This window comes from Paenibacillus phytohabitans (assembly GCF_013141775.1).
GTDB classification, from domain to species: Bacteria; Bacillota; Bacilli; order Paenibacillales; family Paenibacillaceae; genus Paenibacillus_AQ; species Paenibacillus_AQ phytohabitans.
Map to the genome: position 1 here is coordinate 109,561 of NZ_WHOB01000098.1, position 25,072 is coordinate 134,632.

General features: G+C 47.6%; 17 protein-coding genes. 12 read left to right on the plus strand and 5 right to left on the minus strand.

Going from position 1 to position 25,072, the window contains the following annotated elements:
* Window positions 1-28 precede the first annotated feature (28 nt).
* The 3 genes from GC101_RS35520 to GC101_RS35530 are packed head-to-tail and all read left to right on the plus strand — an operon-like array spanning window position 29 to window position 4,105.
* A complete protein-coding gene (locus GC101_RS35520) occupies window positions 29-1,864 on the plus strand; it encodes an ABC transporter ATP-binding protein (protein WP_171721113.1) in 1,836 nt (611 codons plus the stop codon).
* A complete protein-coding gene (locus tag GC101_RS35525; protein ID WP_171721114.1) occupies window positions 1,848-3,122 on the plus strand; it encodes a M16 family metallopeptidase in 1,275 nt (424 codons plus the stop codon). The genes GC101_RS35520 and GC101_RS35525 overlap by 17 nt, the downstream gene beginning before the upstream one ends.
* The gene (locus GC101_RS35530; RefSeq protein WP_171721115.1) at window positions 3,119-4,105 is read left to right on the plus strand and encodes a VanZ family protein; all 987 of its coding nucleotides are present in this window, start codon (window positions 3,119-3,121) and stop codon (window positions 4,103-4,105) included. Before GC101_RS35525 ends, GC101_RS35530 begins: the two co-directional genes overlap by 4 nt.
* 91 nt (window positions 4,106-4,196) lie before the next feature.
* Here the strand turns inward: GC101_RS35530 and GC101_RS35535 are convergent, their stop codons facing one another.
* From GC101_RS35535 to GC101_RS35545, 3 genes are read right to left on the minus strand one after another with little or no spacing between them, the layout of a single operon-like run.
* A complete protein-coding gene (locus GC101_RS35535; RefSeq protein WP_171721116.1) occupies window positions 4,197-5,282 on the minus strand; it encodes a sensor histidine kinase in 1,086 nt (361 codons plus the stop codon).
* Window positions 5,275-5,955, minus strand: coding sequence for a response regulator transcription factor (locus tag GC101_RS35540; RefSeq protein ID WP_171721117.1), 681 nt, complete (start codon window positions 5,953-5,955; stop codon window positions 5,275-5,277). Before GC101_RS35540 ends, GC101_RS35535 begins: the two co-directional genes overlap by 8 nt.
* A 29-nt stretch (window positions 5,956-5,984) precedes the next feature.
* The gene (locus GC101_RS35545; protein ID WP_171721118.1) at window positions 5,985-6,548 is read right to left on the minus strand and encodes a class I SAM-dependent methyltransferase; all 564 of its coding nucleotides are present in this window, start codon (window positions 6,546-6,548) and stop codon (window positions 5,985-5,987) included.
* Between the two features lie 254 nt (window positions 6,549-6,802).
* Between GC101_RS35545 and GC101_RS35550 the strand changes: the two genes are divergently transcribed.
* The 6 genes from GC101_RS35550 to GC101_RS35575 all read left to right on the plus strand — a co-directional run bounded on the left by GC101_RS35550 (window position 6,803) and on the right by GC101_RS35575 (window position 21,404).
* Entirely contained in the window at window positions 6,803-7,849 is a 1,047-nt protein-coding gene (locus GC101_RS35550) for a LacI family DNA-binding transcriptional regulator (RefSeq protein WP_171721119.1), read from the plus strand.
* 141 nt (window positions 7,850-7,990) lie between these two features.
* Window positions 7,991-10,402, plus strand: a complete 2,412-nt coding sequence (locus GC101_RS35555; RefSeq protein WP_171721120.1) for a hypothetical protein — start codon at window positions 7,991-7,993, stop codon at window positions 10,400-10,402.
* A gap of 292 nt (window positions 10,403-10,694) precedes the next feature.
* A complete protein-coding gene (locus GC101_RS35560) occupies window positions 10,695-12,104 on the plus strand; it encodes an ABC transporter substrate-binding protein (protein WP_171721121.1) in 1,410 nt (469 codons plus the stop codon).
* A 73-nt stretch (window positions 12,105-12,177) separates the two neighbouring features.
* Entirely contained in the window at window positions 12,178-13,116 is a 939-nt protein-coding gene (locus tag GC101_RS35565) for a carbohydrate ABC transporter permease (protein WP_231575227.1), read from the plus strand.
* Window positions 13,113-13,982: a carbohydrate ABC transporter permease gene (locus tag GC101_RS35570; RefSeq protein ID WP_171721122.1), complete on the plus strand. Its 870-nt coding sequence runs from the start codon at window positions 13,113-13,115 to the stop codon at window positions 13,980-13,982. Before GC101_RS35565 ends, GC101_RS35570 begins: the two co-directional genes overlap by 4 nt.
* A gap of 51 nt (window positions 13,983-14,033) precedes the next feature.
* Entirely contained in the window at window positions 14,034-21,404 is a 7,371-nt protein-coding gene (locus GC101_RS35575) for a DUF5695 domain-containing protein (protein WP_171721123.1), read from the plus strand.
* Window positions 21,405-21,493: 89 nt separating this feature from the next.
* On the opposite strand, the gene GC101_RS35580 is transcribed toward GC101_RS35575, so the two are convergent.
* The gene (locus GC101_RS35580; RefSeq protein WP_171721124.1) at window positions 21,494-22,045 is read right to left on the minus strand and encodes a helix-turn-helix domain-containing protein; all 552 of its coding nucleotides are present in this window, start codon (window positions 22,043-22,045) and stop codon (window positions 21,494-21,496) included.
* Between the two features lie 142 nt (window positions 22,046-22,187).
* Between GC101_RS35580 and GC101_RS35585 the strand changes: the two genes are divergently transcribed.
* From GC101_RS35585 to GC101_RS35595, 3 genes are all read left to right on the plus strand, one after another.
* Window positions 22,188-22,841, plus strand: a complete 654-nt coding sequence (locus tag GC101_RS35585; protein WP_171721125.1) for an alpha/beta hydrolase — start codon at window positions 22,188-22,190, stop codon at window positions 22,839-22,841.
* Window positions 22,842-22,854: 13 nt separating this feature from the next.
* A complete protein-coding gene (locus tag GC101_RS35590; protein WP_171721126.1) occupies window positions 22,855-23,625 on the plus strand; it encodes a DODA-type extradiol aromatic ring-opening family dioxygenase in 771 nt (256 codons plus the stop codon).
* A gap of 183 nt (window positions 23,626-23,808) precedes the next feature.
* Window positions 23,809-24,690 carry a hypothetical protein gene (locus GC101_RS35595; protein ID WP_171721127.1) on the plus strand — a complete coding sequence of 294 codons (882 nt, stop codon included), beginning with the start codon at window positions 23,809-23,811 and terminating at the stop codon, window positions 24,688-24,690.
* Window positions 24,691-24,843: 153 nt separating this feature from the next.
* On the opposite strand, the gene GC101_RS35910 is transcribed toward GC101_RS35595, so the two are convergent.
* A partial coding sequence (locus GC101_RS35910) for a hypothetical protein (RefSeq protein WP_216626878.1) occupies window positions 24,844-25,072 on the minus strand: 229 nt, incomplete at its 5' end.

Consider the following 25,072-nt stretch of genomic DNA (forward strand, 5'->3'; position numbering starts at 1 on the left):
TAATAATTTTTACCATAGGAGATTAAGTATGAGTGTAGTATCTGCCAAGTTTAAGATTTGCCGGGATTACTGCAGGCTGCTGGGGAAGGTTACTGTGCTCCTATGGGGCAGCTCTTCTGCTACCCTGATCTGCTTATTTATATTTAATCTGGTTGCGGGACTGGCTGTTCCTGTCACTACGGTAATCTGGAAGTATTTCCTGGACAGTGTTGTTGTGGCGTTGCAGAGCGGTAACATATCCACTCCGGTATTATGGATCGTGATCCATATGTTATATACACAATTCAACCATGTGATTTACAATATATGCAAATACTTCGAATCTAACCAAGCGGATTATATGAATAAACACATTACTGAATTAACTTTAGATAAAGTAGCGGAAATGGAAATGGCTGATTTTGATGATGCGGAGATCTTCGACCATATCCAAAAAGTGAATAACGAATCATCGCAGCATTCGATGAATATTCTTAGAACCTTGATTACCTTTTTACAGAACGTATCATCTATGGCAGGAGCTGTAGTGATTTTTTTGAATTTCGGGCCTATTGTTCTTGTGGTAAGTTTCTTTGCCTGTCTTCCCTCTCTGTTATTAAACATCAAGATGTCTGCCAAATTTTACGCTATTTATACGAAACGGTTCGAGCGCTTAAGATTGCTGGGCAATCTTAAATCCATACTTACCACCTATGAGAATATTAAAGAAATTAAAGTGAACCGGCTGAACCCGTACTTTAAAAAAGTGATTCTATCTGATTTCGACAACTATCTGCAAGAAGATAAAAAAATAAGAAGAAATTTCTCCATTCAGAGCAGTATTACTAATCTGCTGGAGAATGTAATCTCCTACAGCTTCCAAATATATATTCTGATCACGGTGATCTCCAGGAAATTAACGATCGGGGATTTATCTTTATTTGTGAATACACTTTCCAATTTTCAGAATTCACTGGAAAGCATTCTCCGTTCTGTCTCTTCCCTGTATGAAGATGGGCTGTATATCCAGAATTTGTTCTCTTTATTAGAGAAGAAACGCCCGGAATCCTCTGATACAGAACAATATCCCTTCCCGGTTAATTTTGAGACCATACAATTCGATCACGTCTACTTCAAGTATCCGGGCAGCGATGAGTTTGTGCTGAAGGATGTGAACCTGACCCTTGCTGTGCGTAAAAGCTATTCTATTGTAGGTTTAAATGGTTCCGGGAAAACGACGTTGATCAAGTTGATTCTCGGATTATATCAGCCTACCAAGGGAGAAATTAGATTGGGGGGTATTCCGTTACAACAGATTTCAAGTGAGAATTACCGTAAGCATATAGGTGCCATCTTTCAAGATTTCATCAAATATCCCTTCACTATTGAGAAAAATATTGCTGTTGGTGAAATTGACGACGCAGATAACTTCGCGCGGGTACAGGAAGCCGCGCGGCAGGCTGGAGCAGACCGGTTCATAGAACAGCTTCCCGAGCAATATAACACAAGACTCAATAAAGAATGGTCCAATGCTACCCAATTGTCGCTCGGGGAATGGCAAAAAATTGCCATCAGCCGCGCCTTCATGGCAGATTCCAGTATTCTTATCCTGGATGAGCCGACAGCTTCACTGGATGCAAGCGCTGAGTATGAGCTATTCACGAAATTCAAAGCCCTGATGGCGGGCAAAACAACAATTCTAATCACACACAGGTTCTCCACCATCCGACTGGTGGATGAAATATTTGTGCTTAAGGATGGAGGAATTATTGAGAGCGGGGACCATGAGAGCCTGCTGAGGTATGACGGCGAATATGCGCGTCTATATAAATTTCAGGTTGAAATGTACAATGAAGGGTTGTTTGTCCATGAAGGATCGTATTAACACAGGTACGCTGAGCAATGGGCTGGTTTACGGTGTGCGGGAGACGGATTTGGATGCTGAAGAGGTTCAGTTGAGTCTGGTGCTGAAGACAGGATCACTGCAGCAGCGGGAAGATGAGAACGGAATAGCTCATATCGTTGAACACATGAATATGAACTTTGATAAATATAGTTATTATAAGCAGTATCTGGAGTATACGAGTTATGGATTGACTGATTTTGACCGGACAGTGTATGTATTTAGCTGCCGCAATCATGAAGACAGTATCCGGCAATGTTTATTCATTCTGCGGCAGATTGCTGAAGGGATCTATATCCGAAGCGAATTTCTGGAAGCGATCAAACAAGATATAGCGGCTGAAATTCATTCCCGGAGCCAAGCCGGCAAAAGTGAGACCGATCAGGCTATTTTCGAACACGCCTTCTATCAGTCAAGGATACCTGCAGGCGATGCAGAAAGCGTCCGGCATACAAGCCACACACAGGTTACCGCGTTTCACAAACGATGGTACAAACCGGACAGAATGGCGGTCTTCGTCGTTGGGGCGGTGAATCACACGGAGATACAGCGAGAGATCATAGCCATATTCTCTGAGTTATTCTGTGCGGACAAAACCCATAAGGATTCAAGAGATGCTGGCATGCCGGCAGAATATCCTTCCCCCCAGAGTCAACGGTTAACCAAACAATTATTTACTGTGGGGGATATGAACCTGCTTGAGATTTACATGAAGCACACGGACCAGGTGGAGGTTACCCTGAAGAGTGATCTGCTGCGGAATATTCTTGTTGAACAACTGGATACCGTCTGTAGCGAAGCTTTGAGGTCTGTCGGTTGTCCGGTGGATTTTTTCGCAGCAATGTTCATTAATTTCATTAATTTACAGCAGTTCTGCAAATTTAGGGTTGTTTACCGGGGAGTACAGTCTCCGCACCAAATTATCGAAGTTATTAACACGGCGATTTGCAGTTTGGTCAATGATCCCAATATTGGGTGTTTGGTTGAAGAAAACAAGAAAAAGTATGCGGATTATTACAGCTCATGTGAATTTCACAGCAGTTTGGATGTGCACGGGTTATTGGAGGAATGTGTGGAACACTTCATTCTTGGCTCTCCTTTGCTCTCCTACGAGCTTGATATGCAGGAGATTACGGATACGCTTAACAGTATCGGGTATGCAGAGGTCAGGCAGGCCGCAGAATTATTGTTAAATATCCAAGCAACCGCTCTAGTTGGAAGGGAAGAGGATATGCGATGAGAGCTACACGGAAAAGCGGCTGGGTACTGCAGCTTGTAATGGTTCTATTATTTGGGGCTTATGCGCTGTCAGTTATACAAATTATTCTATTCAAGACGATTCCGGTAACCGCTATGTTTGACATGGATAATAATCTGAGAAGCATCAATATCATTCCCTTCCACACGATTTCCGGGTTTATCCATAATGGAACAACAGGCGGGATGAGGGCGGCTGCGAATATACTGGGGAACATCGTTATTTTTATTCCGCTGGGATTATTGGTTTCTTATCAGGGCAGCAGCAAATCGTTTGGTGCTAAAGCAATTATTCTGCTGAGCGTTCCTCTGGCCTTAGAAATCATTCAATATGTCCTGGCTCTAGGCAGCAGCGATATTGATGATATAATATTGAATTTTGCAGGCGGGCTGATGGGATTAGCCATCTACAAGGGGATCAGCCTGGTGTTACATTCGCGGCAACGCATATTAGGGGCGATTGTCGTCTTCTATCTGGTCTCAGGTATCTGCGGGATCGTGGCGGTCGGGCTGGTCCAACCTGAACTACTGCCATTTCTGGATACAGGAGTAGAGTATGTAACCGAGGATAAACCTGAATTGGATGGGATAGATGTATATACCAAAGGGGATTTACGCGGCAGTCTGGCAGCGGTGGAGGAGCATTATGTTGAACTATCGACGGAATCTGAAACAGTTATGTCCAGTGACCAGGAGAACAGTGGATTACCCCAGTACATAACCGAGAATCACAGGATTTCAATCGATGCAGCGACGCGGATATTCTTTGAGTATGTTCGTGTGGAGAAGGATGGTCTGTTGAAGTTTAAGATTATCAGCAGGTATGAGGAGAAAAAGCCCGGAGAACTCAGCGCTATCATGGAATTATCGGACGGGGAGGCGGGCAGCATGCACGCCGCGAGAGTCTGGTATGCTGATAGTCAGGAGTCAACCGCCAAGGTGCTGCTGGTCACTCTTAAGGAGTAAACAGGCTGATGCTATGGATTAGCGCTCTCTGGAGTAATCAGATGGCATAGTGCCCAGTTATCCTTCGATAAAAAATAGCACAATAGTCGTCTCACATTGGCAACCTTAATTGAAATGTGAATACATCACGGATATGTCTAAGTGTTACAGCGCCTCGGTGTAGCTCGGCAATATTTCTGGCAATGGACAAGCCGAGACCAGCTCCCGTTTGGATTCCCTCGCTTTTTCTTGAATAATCAACCTTATAAAAACGCTCAAATAGCCGGTCCACTTGTTCTTCTGATAGAGGGGTCCCTTTATTCTCAATTTCGATCATGCTGTAATCAGCATCAGCTATTAGCCGTACATGAATGCTGCCCTGGGTGTAGGAGTATTTTAAGGCGTTCATGAGCAAATTATCTATGGCCCTGGCGATCTTTTCACTGTCTATGAAGGTAACGACCGGGTTAACAGGAATGTCCTTGATAAGATATACTTTGTTTTCTTCAGCTAACGGTTCAAATTCAAACAATAATTGATTCAATAGCTGTGCCAAATCAACTCTCTTTAGATTTAACTGGGAGTCAACCGAAGTAAGCCGGGTGTATTCAAATAAATCATCCAGCAGCTTCTTCAGATGAAACGCTTTGTTATAAGTGTTCTGAACAAAACGATTATATTCTTCTTTATCCTGATAAGATTCTGTACGAAGAAGTTCAATATATCCAATAATACTTGTAAGAGGTGTACGTAAGTCATGCGAAATCCCCGTAATCATCTCCATCTTGGATTGTTCAACTTCCCGTTCTTTCTCAATTTGCTGTTGCAGACGCTCGGTCATTAGATTGATGTTAACAGCTACCCGGCCAAGCTCATCCTGACGGTTAACCGGTACCCGATAGTTCAAGTCACCTTCAGTAATCAGCTGAAGCCCTCTCTCCAAAATCTTTAAGTCTTCTACAATACGCTTTGTTAACAGCAAAAAAGTAGAAATGAATATGACTGTAAAGAAGGGAGTAATAAAATAAGGAAATATATTTACCAGCCACTCCGCTTCCATACCATTTCCAACCTTAAAGACGAAATGAATAAGGGTGTTATTCATAGCAACGGCTATAATTAAGCTTAGTATCATTCTGATTAAAATATTGAGCTGGATCTTTTTTTTCCTCTTTGACTTTTCAATGGGCTTAATCAATTTTATAACCAACTCCCCAAACGGTCTTAATATACAGAGGGTCTCTCGGGTTTTCCTCTATTTTTTCTCTCAAGTTACGAATATGAACCATTACGGTATTGTCAGAATATCCATAAGGCTCTTTCCATACACTCTCATAAATCTGTTCCGAACTAAAAACCTGTCCCGGCCGGGTAGCAAGCAAAGTTACAATGGCAAACTCAATTGGAGTCAAAGAAATATCAAGTCCGTTTAATTTCACGGAATGTTTATTTTTATCGATGATCAGGTTTTTAATGATAAGTAACGAATTGAATTCTTCCTTCCCGGTTAAGGACTGACGGCGTAATTGGGCTTTTACACGGGCTAATAGCTCCAGGGGATTGAACGGTTTGATCATGTAATCATCTGCCCCGGTAGTCAGACCGGTAATTTTATCAATGTCCTCCTGCTTGGCGGATAGCATAATGATTGGGGTATTGGATATTTCCCTTATTTTGAGGCAGGCTGTGATACCATCCATTTGAGGCATCATGACATCCAGAATGACCAGTTGGACAGGTGTTGTTTTTATAGCATCCAGCGCCTCCTGCCCATCTGCTGCTTCAAGCACCTGGTAACCCTCATTCCGTAAATAAACATGAATCACGTCGCGAATTTCAGAATCATCATCTGCAACAAGGATTGTATTCAATAGAAGCGGCTCCTTTTTCGGTTTTTTTATCAGGTTTCCCTTTTACGGCAGACGTAGACGAATGCAGGCGGGAAATTAAGCGGCACATATTTTATAGTATCAATATTAAAATATTCGGAAAACTGCTTCTTCATTTGAAGTGAATATTGAAAGGCGATAAATAATCCTCCAGGTTTGAGGGACTTATAAATCTGTTCAACCAAAGTATTTCTTAATTCAGGTTCGAAATTAAAAAAGGGCAATCCGCTAAAAATACAATCCAGCTCATCAATATTCGAATTTTTCATTGTTTCTACTAAATGAGCAGCATTACGATGGCATGAATAGTTAGGATACTCCGATTTCAAGTTATTCCTCATCGTGGTATCCATCTCAAACAGCAGGACTTTAGTTGTGTCCGTTACCTTAGTATTCATTATACGGGTAATCGCACCTGTGCCTGATCCAAGCTCGGCAACTGCCTTAATCTCATGCCAAGGTGCTTGGTTTACCATGCTGCGTGCCAGATATCGTGAGCTTGGCGTAACACTGCCCACCCGTTTGGGATCTTGAATAAAGCTTCGTAAGAATAAGTAATTTTCGTTTACTCCCATTTGATTTTCCTCCATAAGTTTCTGGGTTTTTAGCCAGCAAGAATCTCCTTCGCTCACTTCGATACAGAAATACTAACTAAAATTTCTGAGGAATCAGGTAGGAGAATTCTAAAGAATTTCTGAAGGGAGGGCCGGAATGTTCGGGACACCGGGGGAGGGCTAGACTCTGCATAGCTTAAAATTACATTTGAATGTAAAGTCGTGTTAATGATACAATGTGTGCGCAATGTAAAACGTTTAAATAGGGTGAAGGTATGAAGAAAATCGGAATTAAAGATATTGCCTTGCGCGCAAATGTATCCACCGCGATAGTATCATATGTGATGAATGGTACCCGTAATGTGAAGCCTGAGACGAAAGAGCGGGTCTTGAAGGTAATTGAAGAGTTTAATTACAGGCCTAACGCGATTGCCCAAAGCCTTAAGAGCAGAAGAACGAATACGATCGGAGTCATTGCGGAAGACATTACAGTTTTTAACACACCGGAAATTATTGATGGAATAAATGATTATGCAGAGCAACATGATATGCATATCCTGTTAACCAACCTGCGTCTGCAAAAAAAGGTAGGCTACAATTATGCGGATACCGCTTCGTACCAGAAGCATGCACAGAATGCGGTATCGGATCTGGTATCCAATCAGGTAGAAGGAATTGTATATATTGGGGTGCATCCCCGTGATTTAACGGGATTAATTCATACGAATGACAAACCGATTGTCTATACGTATTGCTACGCGCAGAATGAGTGTTCTATTCAGTATAATGATGAACAGGCCTCCTATGATGCCATCCAGTATCTAGTCAGCAAAGGGCATTCCCGGATTGCGGTCATCAGCGGCTTAATGGATTCGATCCCTTCGAGACTGCGGTTTAACGGGTATTACAAAGCATTGACGGAATTTCAGCTGTATTTCGACCCGCAGTTTATCAAAGTAGGCGACTGGGGAGGGGAGTCAGGATATCAGTTATTAGGTGAGCTTATGGAATTGCCCGACCCGCCTACGGCTATTCTTGTGATGAACGATTTGATGGCTGCCGGTGCCCTGAGAGCTGCAGCTGAACGCGGGATCTCCATACCTAGGGAGCTGTCGGTTGTCGGTTTTGATAACCGGGAATTCAGCGCTTATCTGAATCCCCGAATTACGACGATGGATTTACCGCTGCATGATATGGGGATATTGGCGATGAAGACTCTATGTAACAGGATTAGCGGAAAAGAGGAGACAATAGAGGAACCTCCGTTATGCAAACTGATTGAGCGGGATTCTGTAGCCGGGCCAAGAACCTCTATTAAATAATAATTGCGGGAAGAGACTGTTCACATGAAGTGGACAGTCTCTTTACCTGCAGCAGCGATAAATGGCTTGCTGGCAATTTTACACTGTGGTAATATTAACCCGAAATCTAAACGTTTAAATTAAATCGATAGGAGTGAGAACTTGAGACTGCTTCGTAATGATACGTTTGAAGTAAACCTCTCAACAGAAGGTACGGTCGAATCCCTCCGTATGACAGATGATCCCGCAAGGATGAACTGGGTAATTGATGCAGATTATGTTCAGGAGGCCGGCTACGCCCAGGAGCATAAGCCTTTTGGACAGTGGACGGCCATTGTTGATGATGAACGGATTGAAAGCGCTAACCTGCAGTCCTATATTGAAGTTGCAGGTGATACATCAGCTACTGTAACTTTTGTGCATGATAAATTTAAAGTTCAATATGAATATCTGCTGAACAACAATGGAGAATGGGCATGGAAGATCCGTTGTTCAAATCCTGCTGCTGCTGCCGTAAGAATCAATGGATTTCACAGCTGGTTCTCTCTGGCCTATATCATGTTCCGTGATCGTGATGTCATGAGGAATATCAGGCATTCCTGCGCAGTATTTCCGCATATCGGCGGGGATTTCAGCAAATTTGCAGCAGTACGCAGAAGTAATGAGGCACCTCATCTGGCTATATACAGTACCGGGGAACGTGTTGCCGCCTTTGGTACATATTGCAGTTATGTCAATCGTTTTCTGGAACAGGTCTCCCCGTCACTGGATGGAATGCTCTACCACCGGTTGTCCTTTTTTGAGGATGGAAGCTCGTTTGAGCAGTCGGCAGACAGTGATTGGATCTATGGCGGCTACGCACCTGTCACCTTAGAGCCTTATGGCGAAAGAGAATGGTCATTTGTGTTTACAACATTTAATGGTCAGGCGGATTTCTATACTAAAGCGCTCAAGTACGGACATCCGGGCTGGACCTATTCGTCCGTTACTACTACTGAAGGGAAATTTATTGCCGAAGTAGAATTGCCTGAACAGGAAACGCTGCAGTCAGTGAAAATGTATAGCGCAACCGGTGAAGCAGGCGTTGTTAACGAGACGGATATCTCAAGTGAATTCACAATCGTTCCCGCAGCAGAATCTAGACGCTTACGCGCAGTTCTGCCACTGAAGTCAGCGGGGGAGATCAAGCTGGTTGCTGAGCTCAGTAACGGCAAATGTGATGTGCTCGTCGGCAATGTCCTCGAGCCTGTTCATAAGATTCTTGAGAAACGGGCCGAATGGCTATGTAACAACAGCTTTAATACAGCCTCAGTAACCCGCCCCTATTCATTTCTGCCGTTATCCAATCAAGGAGAATCGCTTGGCAAATTAGCTTTCATTCTGATGAAGAATCTTCTATCTCCCCCTGTACCGTCACAAGTCAGAAAAGTGGAGCTGTCAGCTTTCCTTGATCTAAAATACCATTGGTTTGAACAGGGGGATTTCCTGCATCCCAAACCGCTCTACGGGTCCTTTTACCGTATTTATGATTTTGACTATATCGGCCACGTGTATTATTTACTATCCAAATTTGATCAATCACATTTATATTACGAAAGTCCGGAAATGTATCTGATCTGGGCCGCTCAGGTCATGTGTATGAGGCTGGACCCGGAGTGTCACCGGAATAAACGTGAGCAGGAAGAATCGCAGCTTGTAGGAGTATTCATTCTGTACATTGCAGATTTGTTAGCAGACTTGAGGAAGAGAGCATTAACGTATTGGCATGATAAGCTTAGCAGACTATGGTTAGCGCTGGTGGAAGGGCTGAAGCAGGGTGCGCAGGCGTATCAAGGAGCCGTGACGGAGCATTTCTATGATAATGCCGGTTTTGGACTTACCTGTGAAGCCTTATGCCTGGCAGGTTTAACCGATGAAGCAGAACGGTATGCCCCGCTGATTATTGCCAATATTGGATTCAGCAATGATTATAGAGCCAATGCTCCGGACCGCTGGTGGGAGGCCTTATCCTTCATGACGCATTCGTTATGGGGAGGATTGGTAGCAGGTGCCGCCCGGTCTTCTTATGAAACCATTGGAGATGCACGCCTGCTGGAAGCCGGTTACCGGGCAACAATGGCGATGTTTAACTGCTATGATTGGAATGTACATTCAACAACCCGCAAGCTTAAGCCAGGCGAGGCAGCTTCTACGTATAGCATTGCAGCCCCGAATTTAAATATGCCGGAGCTTTCCCGTAACCGCTTTGGCCAATCCATATTCAAGAAGTCGAGTGATCCGTTATTCAGCAGTCTGTTCTCCAATATTGAAGGGGACGACTGGGATATGGGAGAGGAGCTCGTCGCATATCTGCTCGGCTTTGGTTCAACCACCTATCTGTACACAGATAGCGAAGGAGAGCTGCGATGTGTAAATGGGTTGATTGAGCCGGCAGAGAAGGGCTGGGAGATTACAAGCTATGCTGCATATCCGGCCAGATATGTGATGCTGGAGCAAGGGCTGTCATTCGTTTCAACGCCTGGGGAAAGCCTCAAGAGTGTATTGTTTATCGAAGGGAAGTTTGAACGAGCATAAATTTAAACGTTTAAATTAATACACTGATTGAAAATTCATAAATATAGGTTGAAATAGTCGTTTTTCAATCTAAACTACGGGTGATATAATAAAGTAAGCGCTTCCTTAAAAGATTAGCTTTAAAATAAACTGGCGTTATTTATACGGTGAGTGGTTTGCTGCGTGAAGAATGTCTTGGAAAGTCACTTTATTCGAATGGTTTTAGACTTTATGTTAAACGTTTAACTTTAAATCCCGGGTTAAATGGATAGACATACAAATTCAAGCTAATTTCGAAGGGAGATCAGAGGCTATGAGAACAGGAAGGAAACTAGGGGCAGGTCTTATCCTGACTGCACTATTAGTAGGTGCAGCTGGATGCGGGGGCAATGAGGCTAATACAGACAATAACACAAGCACATCGTCACCCGGATCAGAAGCTACCAAAGCACCTGAAGCATCTGCTGAAAAGGTCAAAATTATTTACTCCATGTGGGGCAGCGCAGCTGAAGGGAATACAACCCAGGCGGTGGCAGACCGGTTCAATGCTTCCCAGGATAAAATTGAAGTGGAGGTGCAGGCGATTCCCTGGGAGAACTACATGACGAAATTGAATACGCTTGCAACAGCCGGACAGCTGCCGGATACAGGGATGCTGAAGGAGGACGGGGTCATTCAATGGTCCTCTGAAGGGATGCTGAATGATGTAAGCGCCATGTACGAGGGAAGCGACAGCAAGCCCCTGGACAGCCTGGCCTACAAATATCAGGGCAAGCCCGTAGCCTATGCGGCGGCCAATGAAATTCTCCTGCTCTACTATAATAAAGACATGTTCGATAAAGCGAACGTACCGTATCCTCCATCCGCCCTGGATCAGGCCTGGACATGGGATCAATTCGTAGATGCCGCGAAGAAGCTGACGAATGATAAGAACGGCAAGCATCCCGGCGAGGATGGCTTCAATGCACAGAGCATCGTCCAGTTTGGGGCTTCTGTGGAGAATCTTCCGTGGCAGCTGGAGGCCTGGACACTCAGTAATGGCGGGGGCTTCTACTCCGAAGATGGCACAGAGGTTAAGGTCGGGGAGGATGCAAGCATTGAAGCTATTCAGCGGGTAGCTGATCTGTACCTGAAGGATCATGTTGCCCCGTTGTCCGTCGGACAGACCGATGATGGAATCCAGCGCACGATTATTGCCGGTACTGTTGCTATGGCAACTAATGGTCAATGGAATGTAGGAACCAGCCTGAATACGGCAAAAGAAGAAGGACTGAACTATGGCGTAGCTGTACTGCCATATATGAAGGATAAGGTCACCATCAGCACAGGCGGTGCCAATGTGGTATTCTCCCAAACCAAACATCCCAAAGAAGCGATGGAATGGCTGAAATGGTACAACTCCGAAGAAAACAATTGGGAACTCATTTCTTCAGGTATTTGGATGCCAACGCTGGATAAATGGTATAAGGATGAAGCACTTACCCGCAAATGGGTAGAGAATCCGAACTTCCCTCCGTATGACGAATATAAGTCAGCCGTTGTCGATTATGCGCAGTCTCCTGCCGCGCGACCTGCTGCATGGTTCTATACGAACTATACAACGGACTTTAATACGCTGCTCGGATCAATACTGGGAGATGTCTGGACCGGTAAGACAACGGCCAAGGATGCGATCTCCAAGAATCTGGAGGCTTTGAAGGCGGCTCATACAGGCAATCAATAATAGGGCAGGGGGATAACCGCCGGTATTCTGGAAGCGGTGGTTATCCCCCTAACCATGAGGTGGGGAGCAAGGTATGGAAACGATTAAGATGAAAACCATTAATCCACTGCAGAAGCGGCGTTCCCGGATTTTTTCAGCCGAGGCGCGTGTTGCTTATATCTGTTTGATTCCTGCTTTTCTGGGATTAATCTTCCTGACGTATTTGCCGCTTGTCGGTGTGCTGGGAATCAGCCTGACGAATTGGACCGGACTCAAGAGCCCTGTGTTCATTGGCTTGGACAATTACATCAAAATTTTCACCACCGATCCTTACATTAAAGACTCGATTATCTCGACGATCTATTTTGCAGCGCTATCTGTAACCGGAAGCATGATTTATTCCCTGTTTATTGCGCTGCTGCTGAACCGGAAAATTCCGGCGAGGGGATTTTTCAGAGCTGTGTTCTATGTGCCTTATGTGCTGCCGGCTGCAGCGATTTACGTAGGATGGTCTTGGCTGTACGAGGGGAATTTCGGATTCTTTAACTATGTCCTCTCTGAGCTGGGACTGAACAAAATTCTGTTTATTGCAGATTCCAGCTTTGTCGTCCCTTCTCTCTCCCTGATCTCAGTCTGGCTGGCGGGGAACCTGATTGTTATCTTTCTGGCGGGGCTGCAGAACGTTCCGGTGGTCTACCATGAAGCAGCGGAAATGGACGGTGCGGGCGGATGGCATCGCTTCCGGCACATTACCATTCCGTGTATGACACCGATTATTTTCTACAACCTGTTGATGTGCCTGATCGCTAACCTTCAAGTAGTCACACCGGCGCTGGCGTTAACGAATGGCGGTCCGGGCAACTCTTCGCGGTTCCTGACCTATCTGATGTATGATCAGGCATTTGTAAATTACAGGCTGGGTTATGCCTGCGCAACGACCCTGATTATTTTTGCCATACTGGCGGTCTTTACCACAGTGTTGTTCAAGACATCGGGCCGGTGGATCTACAATGAAGGAGGCGATGACAAATGAGCACAGCAGCATATGGCAGATTAAGAAGCAGGAAACGCAGAGACAGAACCCTGAACATTATAACGTTTGCCGTCGTCATCCTTTTCGCCATCCTGGCTATCTTCCCGATCTGGTGGATTTTCCGCACATCGCTTATGACGAACGCTGAGATCTACAAATATCCGCCTTCGCTGATCCCGGCCAACTGGTTGTTCTCCAATTATGAGAAGACCCTGCAGGTATTTAAATTCTGGAAGTACCTATGGAACACGATGGTGATTATCGTCCCTTCCTGTCTGGCAGGTACATTTACGGCTACGCTCTGCGGATATGCCTTTGCAAGACTGCGTTTTCGCGGCAAAAACCTGATCTGGGCACTATGTGTGGGGTCCATGCTGCTGCCTGCGATGGTTACGCTTATTCCCCTCTATATCGGCTGGACGCGGGGGCTGGGCTTCAGTGACAGCTATTGGCCTTTGATTCTGCCGTATTTCTGCGGCGGCGGTGCGTTCAATATCTTTCTGATCCGCCAGTTTATCATGTCGATCCCGCGGGAGCTTGATCAAGCAGCAACCATCGACGGTGCCGGATATTTCCGTATCCTGTTCAATATCATCATGCCTGCCATCAAGCCGGCTATGATCGTCGTCGCGTTGTTTATCTTCATCACACTATGGAATGATCTCCTCCAGCAGATGATTTATATTAATTCAAGCGATAAATATACGATAGCCCTTGGACTTACCAATTTCCGGGGCCAGCTGAAGAGCGACTGGTCGTTAACGATGGCTGCAACCTGCTTATCCTTCGCTCCGGGCGTCATTTTCTACTTAATCGGTCAAAGGTATTTCGTAGAGGGTATTACCCTTACCGGCTTAAAGAATTAGTCTGTTCCTCTTATACAAAGGATTGTTCATACGACATGTATACAGGAGGTTATGATGACCATCATTTCTAAGAAAATGAGGCCGCTGGCGATCGCGCTGCTGCTGGTCTTTCAAACGCTGCCTCTGGAGGTTAGTGCTTCGCCTTCGGCTTCGGTGACCGCAGTAAAGGATGAAATCTCCAATGCCAGCCTGTCTGCCAAAGTCGGAGATCTGGGACAAATTGAGGAGCTGTATATTAACAATAACCCTGCCAATAAACAGGGGGAACCAATCAACTTCGTGCTGCCTAACACTACATCGCCGCAAAATGGGATCCAGCACCAGTGGATGGGTGAAATGCTCTTTTCATACCGTACCGGTGCCAGCGAAGTGTTTCCTGATAACAGGGACGGCTTCGTAGAAGTTGACACCAATAAAACACTGGCCGCCGGGGGATCTACGCAATATTCGGCGATCAATCCGGATAACCCCTATATAGACAAATCGGCTTCAGCAGACGGGAAAAAGGTCGAAGTCAATTATATCGGACAGAACCTGGACTCTACTGCCCAGCGGGTGATGAAAGGCTTCGATGTGAAGTCTGTCTTCGATATGGAAACGGATGACGGTTCCTTGCTATGGGAAATTACCGTGAAGAACAAGAGCAGCCAGTATATCGAATTCGGGGATATCGGCTTGCCTATGCCTTGGAATAATAAATACCAGACCTTATCTGATACCTATGATGACCGCGTGACTGTGCATAATTTCGCTGGCGCCGACAGCGGGTATTCCTATGCTATCCGCACCAGCGGGGAAGGGAATTTCATGCTGTTCACCCCGGTGCCGGATAGCGGCGCGCGCATCGAGTATGTGGATTATTGGATGCATGAAGCAGGAGAACAGCGTGCTGCGGATACATTCGCGAACTGGACAGGCGACAGCGGCGGCTGGTATCCGGGGCTGAATGTTCTGTATATCCACTCCAAGGACATCCAGAAAACCGGCCGCGGATACTTCACCGATGCTTCCAGCCTTGTGCTGGCACCTGATCAGGAGAAGACGTATAAGTTCAAATTCTCAGCGGTACGGGCCGGCGACAACACGCCTCAGGAAAGTGCCCAAAGTCCGAATAACCGTTCAACTTCGATGGAAGACCGCGAGACTAACCTCCGGTCCATCCTGTACAAGTCAGGCATCATTGATGCCGTAGCGGTGCCGGGCTTCCAGACAGCGATCAATATGCCTGTGAAGCTGGACCTGCACTATGATGACAGCATCGTTGATGTACAGTCGATCGATATTCAGAATGTGGACGAGAATGACCCGTTTGACGAAGCGCATATCCCGGATATCAAGCCCGGCAAGAGCAGGGAGGATATGGTCGATAATTCCCGGACCGGCCGCGGGCTTCCAGACGGGAATGCGGGCTACGCAGAATCGTCCCAATTTGTGGAGACCAAGATTGTGAATGGCGAACAGCATCATATCTATTCCCTTCAGTTTGGCTCCATCGGCAATAACAGCGTGCGTGTGGAGTATAAGGTGAAGGCCGGTAATGAATGGGTGGATAAATTCACCCAGTATGAATTCAATGTTCTGGCCGAGCTGGATGCCACTTCGGAAGCCCATTCCGGGTTTATGGCCGGGCAAACACAGGACAAGGACCCGGAAAGTGCGACTTACGGCAACTACTTCGACTGGTATCTTACAAGCGGTATTGACCTGAGTACAAGCCACTGGGGAGATGACTGGAGCCATGATAACATCAACTTCATGACCATGAAGAACTACCTTGCTCCCGATCCCGGTGAAATCCGCTCCATTGAGACGTACCTGATCGACTTCATGTGGGAACGGTTCATGAAGAATACGCAGGACAGTTATATCGTTGCGAACTGGCTGAAGGATTCCGGTGCGTACACCGATAAAGACAAGCCTTATACACGAACGTTCTCCGAGATCATGGAAGCGACCGGATTCTTCAATATGTACCGGATTCAGAAGGCGTATCCTAATCTGATCGAGTACCGGGAATCGCCGCAGTTCTATTTGGAGAAGGCCTATAACATCTATTATAACCGTGTATCCACCGGAGCCATCGGATTCTATGGCGAGCAGCAGATTCCGGATATGATTGAAGCCCTGAAGGAAGAGGGAATGGGGGCCGAGTCGGCCAATCTGCAGAAGAAGTTCGCCCTCGATAAAGGACGGAACATGACTTACGCCAATTATCCTTACGGGTCGGAATTTGAATATGATAATACCGGCGAGGAAGGGGCCTATGCTGCAGCCAAGTCGCTGCGCACCTACTACCCTGCGGACGGGCGTGCAGAAGCAGCTGAGGCAAGTATGGAAATGGCCGACTGGAAAACCCGTGCCATGCGCGGTATTCAGCCTACCTGGTTCCATTACTCCGTGCCGGTCTTCCGCGGCGGCGAAGGCTGGTGGAATTTCCAATATACCGCGTCATTAGCCGGATACATTATGGATGACTGGCTCCGCTATGAGGATGACGGCAGGTCCGTGGAGCAGACCGCGATTGCGCAGCAGCGCAACTATGCGGCGAAGCTTTCGAACTTCAATGCCGTCAACATGGGGCAGATTACGGCAGATTCTGTAGGCAGCACCTCCTGGAGATATTCGATGTATAAAGGAGGCACCGGCACCAAGGACGTATACGATGGCGGCTCGCGCGTCATGCATAACGGCTGGAATGATTTTTCCGGTGAATCAGAGGAAGGCCTCTATGGCTCTTTGCTAAGCATCAGCTCCGATATTGTGACTGATCCGGTATTCGGGCTGTTCGGATATGGCGCGCTGGTTACTGACGAAGGCGGCAGCTACCGCATTACGCCTGAGGACGGTTTCGGTAAGCGGATCAATCTGATTGACGAGAACATCTATCTGGCTCTGGAAAGCGATAAAATTGAAAGTGCACAAATTCAAAAAGACGGCAAGGGATTTACGCTGCAGCTCCTGAATCCTACTGAAAAGGAGCATGCTTCGCGGATTACGTTCGACGGATCAGGAATGGAAAATGGCTATTATAACCTCAAGCTGAATGGCGCAGCTGCCGGGCAGTTCTATGTGAAGAGCAATAAAGGCGTGGCGATGTTCCAGATGGACAGTGCGGCGAGTGCTGAATTGACCATTGAAAAGTCAGCCAGCGGCGAGAATGCAGCTCCGCAGATGACTGCAGAGCTGGCGACGCAAACTCCGCAGGCACTGATTCCATTTATGCTGAACGGGCTTGTGACCGATGACGGCGCGCCGGAAGGAACACTGACCTACACATGGGAAGCCGTCAGCACGCCCGAAGGCGGCAAGCTGAGCTTCAATCATCCGAATGCAAGCATTACACAGGCTACCGGCACCAAGGAAGGCTCGTATACGGTTAAGCTTAGTGCGAGTGACGGACAGAAGAGCGGTTCCGGCCAAGTGACCTTCGAGCTGGCTGCACCGCCGGAGAAACAGCCTCCGGCTATTGGCCAGGTGACTGCAGCCCAGGATGTTGCCAATAACAGTATTGTGGTGTTGTCCGGCGCGGCAACTCCAGATCCGGTACACAGTGCGGAAGCTGAGTCCCAGCTGACGTATACATGGGCTGTTAAGCAACAGCCGGATGGCGCAGCGGACATTTCCTTCGTAAGCGGCGACAAAGCAGTGGCTTATGCCCGTGTAAGCAAGGCAGGCACGTATGTGTTTACCTTCACCGCGGCAGACGGAGACAAGACAGCCAGCAAGGATGTAACGCTTGAGCTTAAGGAAGATACCGTTGATGCCTACCGGGCACTTAGTGTAGTGACCAGAAAGGATAGCGTCCCGGTACTTCCCGGACAGGTGAATATTCTAACCGGCGACGGATATAGTGAGAGGGAAATTGCCTGGGAGGCAATTGATCCGGGCAGCTATGCGGGTACAGGGCAGTTCGAAGCCAAGGGTACAGTCCAGGGCAGTGAGCTGGAGGTACGGGCCACCGTATATGTCGTGAATACAGGGCTGCAGAATGCGGCACCGACAGCCAAAGCCTCTGCCAGCTTCTCGGGCGGCGACGGGTATCCGGAAGCGATGAATAACGGAATTGATCCTAAGAGCTCGGCAGATTTCTCACCGAACCGCGGTGCCGCGAACAGTGCATGGCATAACTGGGGAAGAGAAGGAGATCCGGCATGGGTGACGTATGAATGGGATCAGCCATTCCTGGCCTCTTCCATGGATGTCTATGTGTTCCAGGACAGCGGCGGAAACTTCCGTCCGAAGGATATGCAGTTAATGCTTCGCGGGGAGGACGGGAAATGGTATACCCCAAGGGCCTTGAAGGGACTTGGCAATGAGCTTAATAAATACAATACAACGACCTTTGAGCCTGGTTTTATTACAGGGGTCCGCATCGACATGAAGCCTTCTGTCAATGGCTCCGGTATTCTGGAATGGAAGGTATACGGATACACAGGGGCGGTAGATAAGTCAGAGCTGGTTAAGGTATATAACTATGTGAATACATTAAATGCTGCAAACTTTATAGATCCGGGTCTTGCGCCGGTTGATGCGGCGAAGGCGGAAGCTTCCGCTGTGATCAAGAATATGAATGCCACAGACGGGGAAATTGCCCGGGCGCTTGAGAAGCTGCTGACAGATTTGCGTCTGCTCAGTCCGCGTGACGGTAATATGGCGTTCTTGGCGAATAGCTCTTCCAGCTACACCTCCCCTTGGGAGAGTCTGGCTGCAGTGAATGACGGGAAGAAGGATAGCGGCAGCATCCCGCATTGGGGAACATGGGGCCATGAAGGTGCAGAGGAATGGGTGCAATATGAATGGCCCCAGGGTGCCGCCATCCAAAGCTCGAATCTGGTGCTGTGGTCTGATGCCGGCGGGATCGCGCCGCCTACTAAATATGTGTACTCCTACATCCCGCTTGATAGTGTCACCAATGAATGGGTGACAGCTGGTACGGTAACCGGTGGCATCAAGGTGGTTGACCATACTCCGGGGGGATCCTCGAACCCGTATACATTTGATTCCGTACTGGAAGTTAAGGCACTGCGGGTTACCCTGACCAAGCAATCAGCGGCAGGCGATAACGGTGTTGGCCTGTGGGAATGGGAAGTTATCCAGGCCGCATCCAATCCGGATCGTCCGGCACCAGTAACTCCCGCAGGGGTTGCACCTTCTGTTCTCCATGGAGATGACGGCAAGCTGACCGGAGTGACCACGGAAATGGAATATAAGAAGGATGGTGCAGGAGAATATACTGCAATCACAGGAACCGAGGTTACTGGCCTCACCGCCGGCAGGTATTATGTCCGGTATATGGGTACTGGTTCGCTGAGTGCCAGCCTGGATAAGGAAGTTATCATTCCGGAAGGGCAGATACAGGAACAGGACGCACCGGATTCAAGCGGGTGGGTGATCACGCACGCCAATTCGGATACCGGGATAAAAGGTATAATCGAGGGTGTAAATGACACTATGGAATACCGGAAGCTTGGCGATGAGAATTATGTGCCTGTTACCGGTACAAGTATCGGTGATCTGGAGCCGGGCAGCTATCAGATCCGGTACGCAGCGGGAGAAAGGCTGCAAGCAAGCCCGCCGGTAACTGTGGACATCCGCAATGAGGCCAAGGAAGACAGAGATGCGCCATCAGCAGATGGCCTGGTGATTACGCCGCCTGCAGCGGCAGGCGGAAATGACGGGAAGATTGACCATGTGACTGCCGATATGGAATACCGCAGGGTGGATGGCGGACTATTCATTCCGGTCAGCGGTACCAGCATTGAAGGTCTGGAAGCCGGGAGTTATGAGCTCCGGTACGCCGGGACCGATACCAGCAATCCAAGCTCTGCGATCCTGATCGTAATTCCTGACGGCACCAAGCAGGAACAGAGTCCGCCGGCCGATACAGAGGTCAAAGGTGTGGATGTCAGTGCAAGCGGCGCTAAGGACGGCAAGATCACCGGTGTGAATCCGGCGATGGAATACCGGCAAGAGGGAGGAGACGCTGGCAGCTGGACGGCCATCACAGGTGTGGAGATTACAGGTCTTGGCAGCGGAACCTACGAAGTGAGAATGAAGGAAACGGCAACTCATTATGCGAGTCCGTCCCTTACAGTCGTCATCAGCAATCCTGCTGTAGACCCTGGACCGGCTGCAACGCCGGATCCAACCCCAATGCCAACACCAACACCGGCGCCTACATCTGCACCAGCGGATGCAGCAGCACCGGTCAAGACACCATCGCCCACTCCTGTAACCATCAAAGTCGAAGGACATTTGATTAAGGTTGAGGCACCGAAGGCGGATCCGGCATCCGGTATAGCCAAAGCGGCCACAATCCGGCAGGCTGATATTAATAAGGCGCTGGAGCATGCGCAAGCAGACAGCAGGAATGTTAAGACGGTTAGAGTGGTAATACCGGAAGCAGAGGGAGCAAGTGCCTATGTGGTTGAGCTTCCCGCAGCTGCACTAGCCTCTGTTATAGGCAATATCAAGATAGAAGTTGCTACGGAAATCGGCACAATTATAGTGCCTTCCAATATGCTGAAGAGTATAGGAGCGGGCGCCAAGGGTGTGGAACTGACACTTAGCCGGGCAGATACTTCCAAGCTTGATCCAGCGGCAAAAGTCATGATCGGCAGCAGGCCTGTTATTGAATGGACTGTCCAAGTGGATGGGGTGGCAGTAGCAGCCAATAACCTGAATGCACCGGCAGAGATCAGACTGCCATATGCTTCTGGTGCTGAAGAATTGGCAAACGCCAAATATTTAGCTGTATCGTATATTGATGCAAACGGAAAGCTTCTTCAGATCGACAATGCTGAATACGATGCTGCCGGGCAGGTCATGGTATTTACAGCGGCAAATGCCGGTGAATATGCAATTGTGTATACCAGGAAGAGCTTCAATGATGTAATCAAGGATTCGTGGTATGCGGCAGCGGTTGAAACGATGGCGTCCAAAGGCTTCATTGAAGGAACATCTGAGGCAACCTTCAATCCCGGCAACAAGATTACAAGAAGTGAGTATCTGGCCTGGCTGGTAAGGACACTGGAGCTTACTGCGGAATTCAACACCAGCTTCAGTGATATTCAGAATACCAACCCGTATTATGATGAAATTGGAATCGCCAAAGCGCTTGGAATTGCCCTGGGCTCGAACGGCAGCTTTCAGCCGGACACGGAAATTACAAGACAGGATATGGCTGTGCTGACCATGCGGGCCTTGCGGGCAACAGGCAGAACCCTGCAGGCCGGTACAGCTGAGGATCTCAAGAAATTTACAGATGGCTCTAATGTAGCAAAGTACGCAGCGGGCGATATGGCTGCAATGGTTAAGAGGGGCTTCGTCAACGGGCGGGGGAATGAAAGCCTGAGTCCTGGCGGGACGACAACCAGAGCAGAAGCTGCTCAGGTTCTGTATAAGATTTTCTTACAGCAGTAATATAGTTAAGTAAGCGGCCTTGATTTACATCTTGTTGATTGGCAAAAGCCCGCACCCGTGGCCTAACTGGCTTGGGTGCGGGCTTTTACTCATATAAGCTCCTGCCCGTTCTCATTCTCCGTGTAGATGGAGATCAGCACGATTGCTGTATCCTCGCCAATATTTTTGACTAAGTGAGGTGTACAGGCGTTCCAGCTAAAGGAATCACCCTCAGCAAACTCAGCTCCGTCCTCCCCTTGTTCGGCGTATATTCTTCCTCTAATGACCACATGTACTTCCTGTCCTTCATGCGCATGAGGGGCATCCCCGATCATGGCACCGGGAGGAAACTCTACAATCGACATCCGTACGTTTTTGGTGGAACTGAGATGTTCTACTTTTAATTGGGCTGCCCCGCTGGTTGTAATCCTCCGTTCATCCTTGCGGACGATCTGCATGCGTTCTTCCTTCTTTAATAAAAGATAAGCCAGCGGCACTTTCAGGGCCTGGGCGATATTCTCCAGTGTGGAGATGGAGGGGGAAGTCTTATTCGTTTCGACCTGGCTCATGAAGCCCTGGGACAGGCCGGTGGTATCGCATATTTGAGCGATGGTGATATTTTTTCGTTTCCGGATTGCCCGTATCGTAGAACCGATATCCATGGGATCACACCTTAATAATATTTGTAATACAAAACTTAAATTCATATTAACAATTTAGTGATTGACAAGTCAATGTGATACGCGTTAAATTACTCATAAAGAAATTATATTCTTATGACTAATATTCAATGAGGTGACTAAGATGAATCCGAAGTATCAATATGACGTTCACTTACCGGTTAATCTGGAGCAGGGAAAGAGATATCCTGTTATTTTCACCTTCCACGGCAAAGGATCGAATGAACGCAATATGCTCGGACTGGTTGCTCCTCTGGCTGAAGATTTCATCATCATCGGGGTGCGCGGAAATCTGCCGCTGGGTACAGGATATCAGTATTACGATTTGAAAAGCCTGGGTAATCCCATCCGGGAGATGTTCGACCAGGCGGTTGCGGATCTCGAAGACTTCATTCAATATGCGACGGAGGAGTATCCGGTTGATCCTGGCAAACGTTATTTGCTCGGCTTCAGCCAGGGGGCCATTCTGTCCATGACACTGGCGCTTACGATGGGGGATCAGTTGAAAGGGATTGTAGCGCTGAACGGATATATTCCTGAGTTTGTAAAAGCGGAGTACAGGCTCCGGAGTATTAAGGAAGTCTCTGTATTTGGCTCACATGGAGAGTACGACTCTGTATTTCCGGTACGAATAGGACACGAGACAGCTGCCTATCTACAAGAACAAACGGAGCGCTTAACTTTCAAACTGTACCCGACCGATCACGGTGTCTCTGAACAGAATCAGCTCGATTTCTTGAATTGGTTCAAGCAGGATGCGGAATTAAATACTAAATAAGGAGTGAGAACATATGATACCTTCCTATTTCTTCGCGCACGGGGCACCATCCATTGTTCTTGAGGATAACGAATACACTAAGCTGTTAAAAGAGTTCAAAGACCGCACCCCAAGACCGAAGGCGATAATCCTCTTCTCCGCTCATTGGGAGGAAACGGTACAGACGGTTGGCGCCGCTGCCACGTATGACACCATTTATGATTTCGGCGGATTTCAGGATGAGCTGTACCAGATGATGTATCCGGCGCATAGTGACCGGGTGGTAGTGGAACAGATTCAGAACTTATTCACCCAGCATGGTGTGAAGAGCGTCAGGGACGAACAAAGAGGGCTGGATCACGGGGCGTGGGCTGTGCTGAAGCTGCTGTATCCGGATGCAGATATCCCGGTAGTAGCGCTATCTGTAAATCGTGATCTGCCTAATGAACAGCAGTATGAGATCGGCAAGGCTCTGGCAGAGCTTCGCGAGCAGGATGTGCTGATTATCGGGAGCGGAGGGACCGTTCATAATTTGCGGAAATTAAACTGGCGTTCTGAGGATATTGACGGGTGGGCAGAACAATTCGACAACTGGATTGAGAGCAAAGTGGAGGCATGGGATACGGAAGCCCTGTTTCAATACCGCGGGCTTGCTCCCTATGCGGGGGAGGCCGTGCCTACGAACGAACACTTCATTCCGCTCTTGCTTGCCATGGGGGCGGGGGATGTGAACCGGAAGGCTAAACTGCTTCACCGGAGCTATCAATATGGCAACCTCAGCCTCAGCTGCTGGCAGTTTAATTAAGCGGGTTTCCTTAATAAATAACATATAGCATAGCGATAACAGCAAAAAGATACCACCTTGAGCTACAGTGGTTCAGCTGGGCGGAAGGGACTCTCCCATTTAAGGAAAGATCTGCTTGTCTACTTTTCATAACAATCTTGGTAAGGTAGGGTGATAGCTATTCATAAGAGGTGGTAAATTATCATGCTTAAAAAACACTGCTTGTTCTGCGATCAGATTGTTCCGATTACAGCTGAAGGCGATTACGACCGGTATGCTGACTGCTCCTGTTCACCCGGCGGGTTCTATAACCTCCTGAGAGACAGCTATCAGTCCATACTTTCGTTCTCTCAGCAACAGAAACGTGAAATGCTCCATTTGGTATCGGCGTATATCCGGGAGAAGACCGATTGTGGTGAGAGGGTCATTCTAAGTGCCGGCGATTTGGATTCTATTGTGAATTCTCCGGCCATTCCTGTGACCCTTGAAGATAAAGGAAACCGGCTGCTGCAATATCTGTATAGACATTCCGAGGGTCCGGGGCAGCCGGTTGTCATTCAACCCCTTTCCAGCAGCTATAACCTGACCTATTCTCCCAATCTGCAAGAACTGGTCTATATCATCGAAAAGCTGAGAAGTGAGGAGTTGCTGATAAGGGAAGGTATGACCTTTAAGCTTACCGCGCAGGGTTGGGGCGAAGCCGCTGCAATAACCGGAGGTAAGAACATAAAGCACTGCGTCGTTCTTCTGCCGAATGAGGAGGAATTACGCACGGAGTGGCTGGAGAAGCTGCTGCCTAAGATCGAGCAGTATGGTTATCTGCCCCGCGTGCTTGTGCAGGCAGGCGAAGAAGATTCTTTGAAGCCTATAGCGGATAGCAAGCTGATTATCGCCGATGTAACCGGTCAGTCCCCTGAGGTGTATTTTGCAGCAGGATATGCGCTTGGTTTGAACATCCCGGTGGTTTGGACTGTTAAGAGTGAGGATGCTGATAAACTTTGGGTACACCTGCAAGAAATCCGCCCCCTCGTCTGGGATACAGCTGAAGATCTAGGGATACTACTCCAGCAGAAGTTGAGTTTATAGAAGAACCCCGTTACAAAGGTTTAAAGTTTGAAGCCGGTATAATAGACAAGCACACTGGAGAATCGATCATGCAGAATTCTCAGCTACCTGATATGTACAGAGAATATATTGAGGTAAAGAAGAAGTCGTAAGAATAAACCTGATATGCTAGTTTTAAAATAATGCTTGCATTGAATATCCATACATGATATATTCTATTTCTGGCCGCGAAACATCAACGCCGAGCTCGAAAAGAAGTTGAAAAAAGAGCTTGCATTGATCGGTTGGATGTGATATATTATAAGAGTTGCTGGTGACGCGGTAAGCGGCGCTGACAACGAGCTTGATCTTTGAAAACTGAACAACGAGTGAGTAACGGAAATCATGAAAGTGACTTCCAAAA

Excerpts from the sequence above, each read along its gene's own strand:
- GC101_RS35520 (WP_171721113.1), top strand. The coding sequence starts at position 29 with ATGAGTGTAGTATCTGCCAAGTTTAAGATTTGCCGGGATTACTGCAGG.
- GC101_RS35525 (WP_171721114.1), top strand. The coding sequence starts at position 1,848 with ATGAAGGATCGTATTAACACAGGTACGCTGAGCAATGGGCTGGTTTAC.
- GC101_RS35530 (WP_171721115.1), top strand. The coding sequence starts at position 3,119 with ATGAGAGCTACACGGAAAAGCGGCTGGGTACTGCAGCTTGTAATGGTT.
- GC101_RS35545 (WP_171721118.1), bottom strand. The coding sequence starts at position 6,548 with ATGGGAGTAAACGAAAATTACTTATTCTTACGAAGCTTTATTCAAGAT.
- GC101_RS35550 (WP_171721119.1), top strand. The coding sequence starts at position 6,803 with ATGAAGAAAATCGGAATTAAAGATATTGCCTTGCGCGCAAATGTATCC.
- GC101_RS35560 (WP_171721121.1), top strand. The coding sequence starts at position 10,695 with ATGAGAACAGGAAGGAAACTAGGGGCAGGTCTTATCCTGACTGCACTA.
- GC101_RS35565 (WP_231575227.1), top strand. The coding sequence starts at position 12,178 with ATGGAAACGATTAAGATGAAAACCATTAATCCACTGCAGAAGCGGCGT.
- GC101_RS35570 (WP_171721122.1), top strand. The coding sequence starts at position 13,113 with ATGAGCACAGCAGCATATGGCAGATTAAGAAGCAGGAAACGCAGAGAC.
- GC101_RS35575 (WP_171721123.1), top strand. The coding sequence starts at position 14,034 with ATGATGACCATCATTTCTAAGAAAATGAGGCCGCTGGCGATCGCGCTG.
- GC101_RS35580 (WP_171721124.1), bottom strand. The coding sequence starts at position 22,045 with ATGGATATCGGTTCTACGATACGGGCAATCCGGAAACGAAAAAATATC.
- GC101_RS35585 (WP_171721125.1), top strand. The coding sequence starts at position 22,188 with ATGAATCCGAAGTATCAATATGACGTTCACTTACCGGTTAATCTGGAG.
- GC101_RS35590 (WP_171721126.1), top strand. The coding sequence starts at position 22,855 with ATGATACCTTCCTATTTCTTCGCGCACGGGGCACCATCCATTGTTCTT.
- GC101_RS35595 (WP_171721127.1), top strand. The coding sequence starts at position 23,809 with ATGCTTAAAAAACACTGCTTGTTCTGCGATCAGATTGTTCCGATTACA.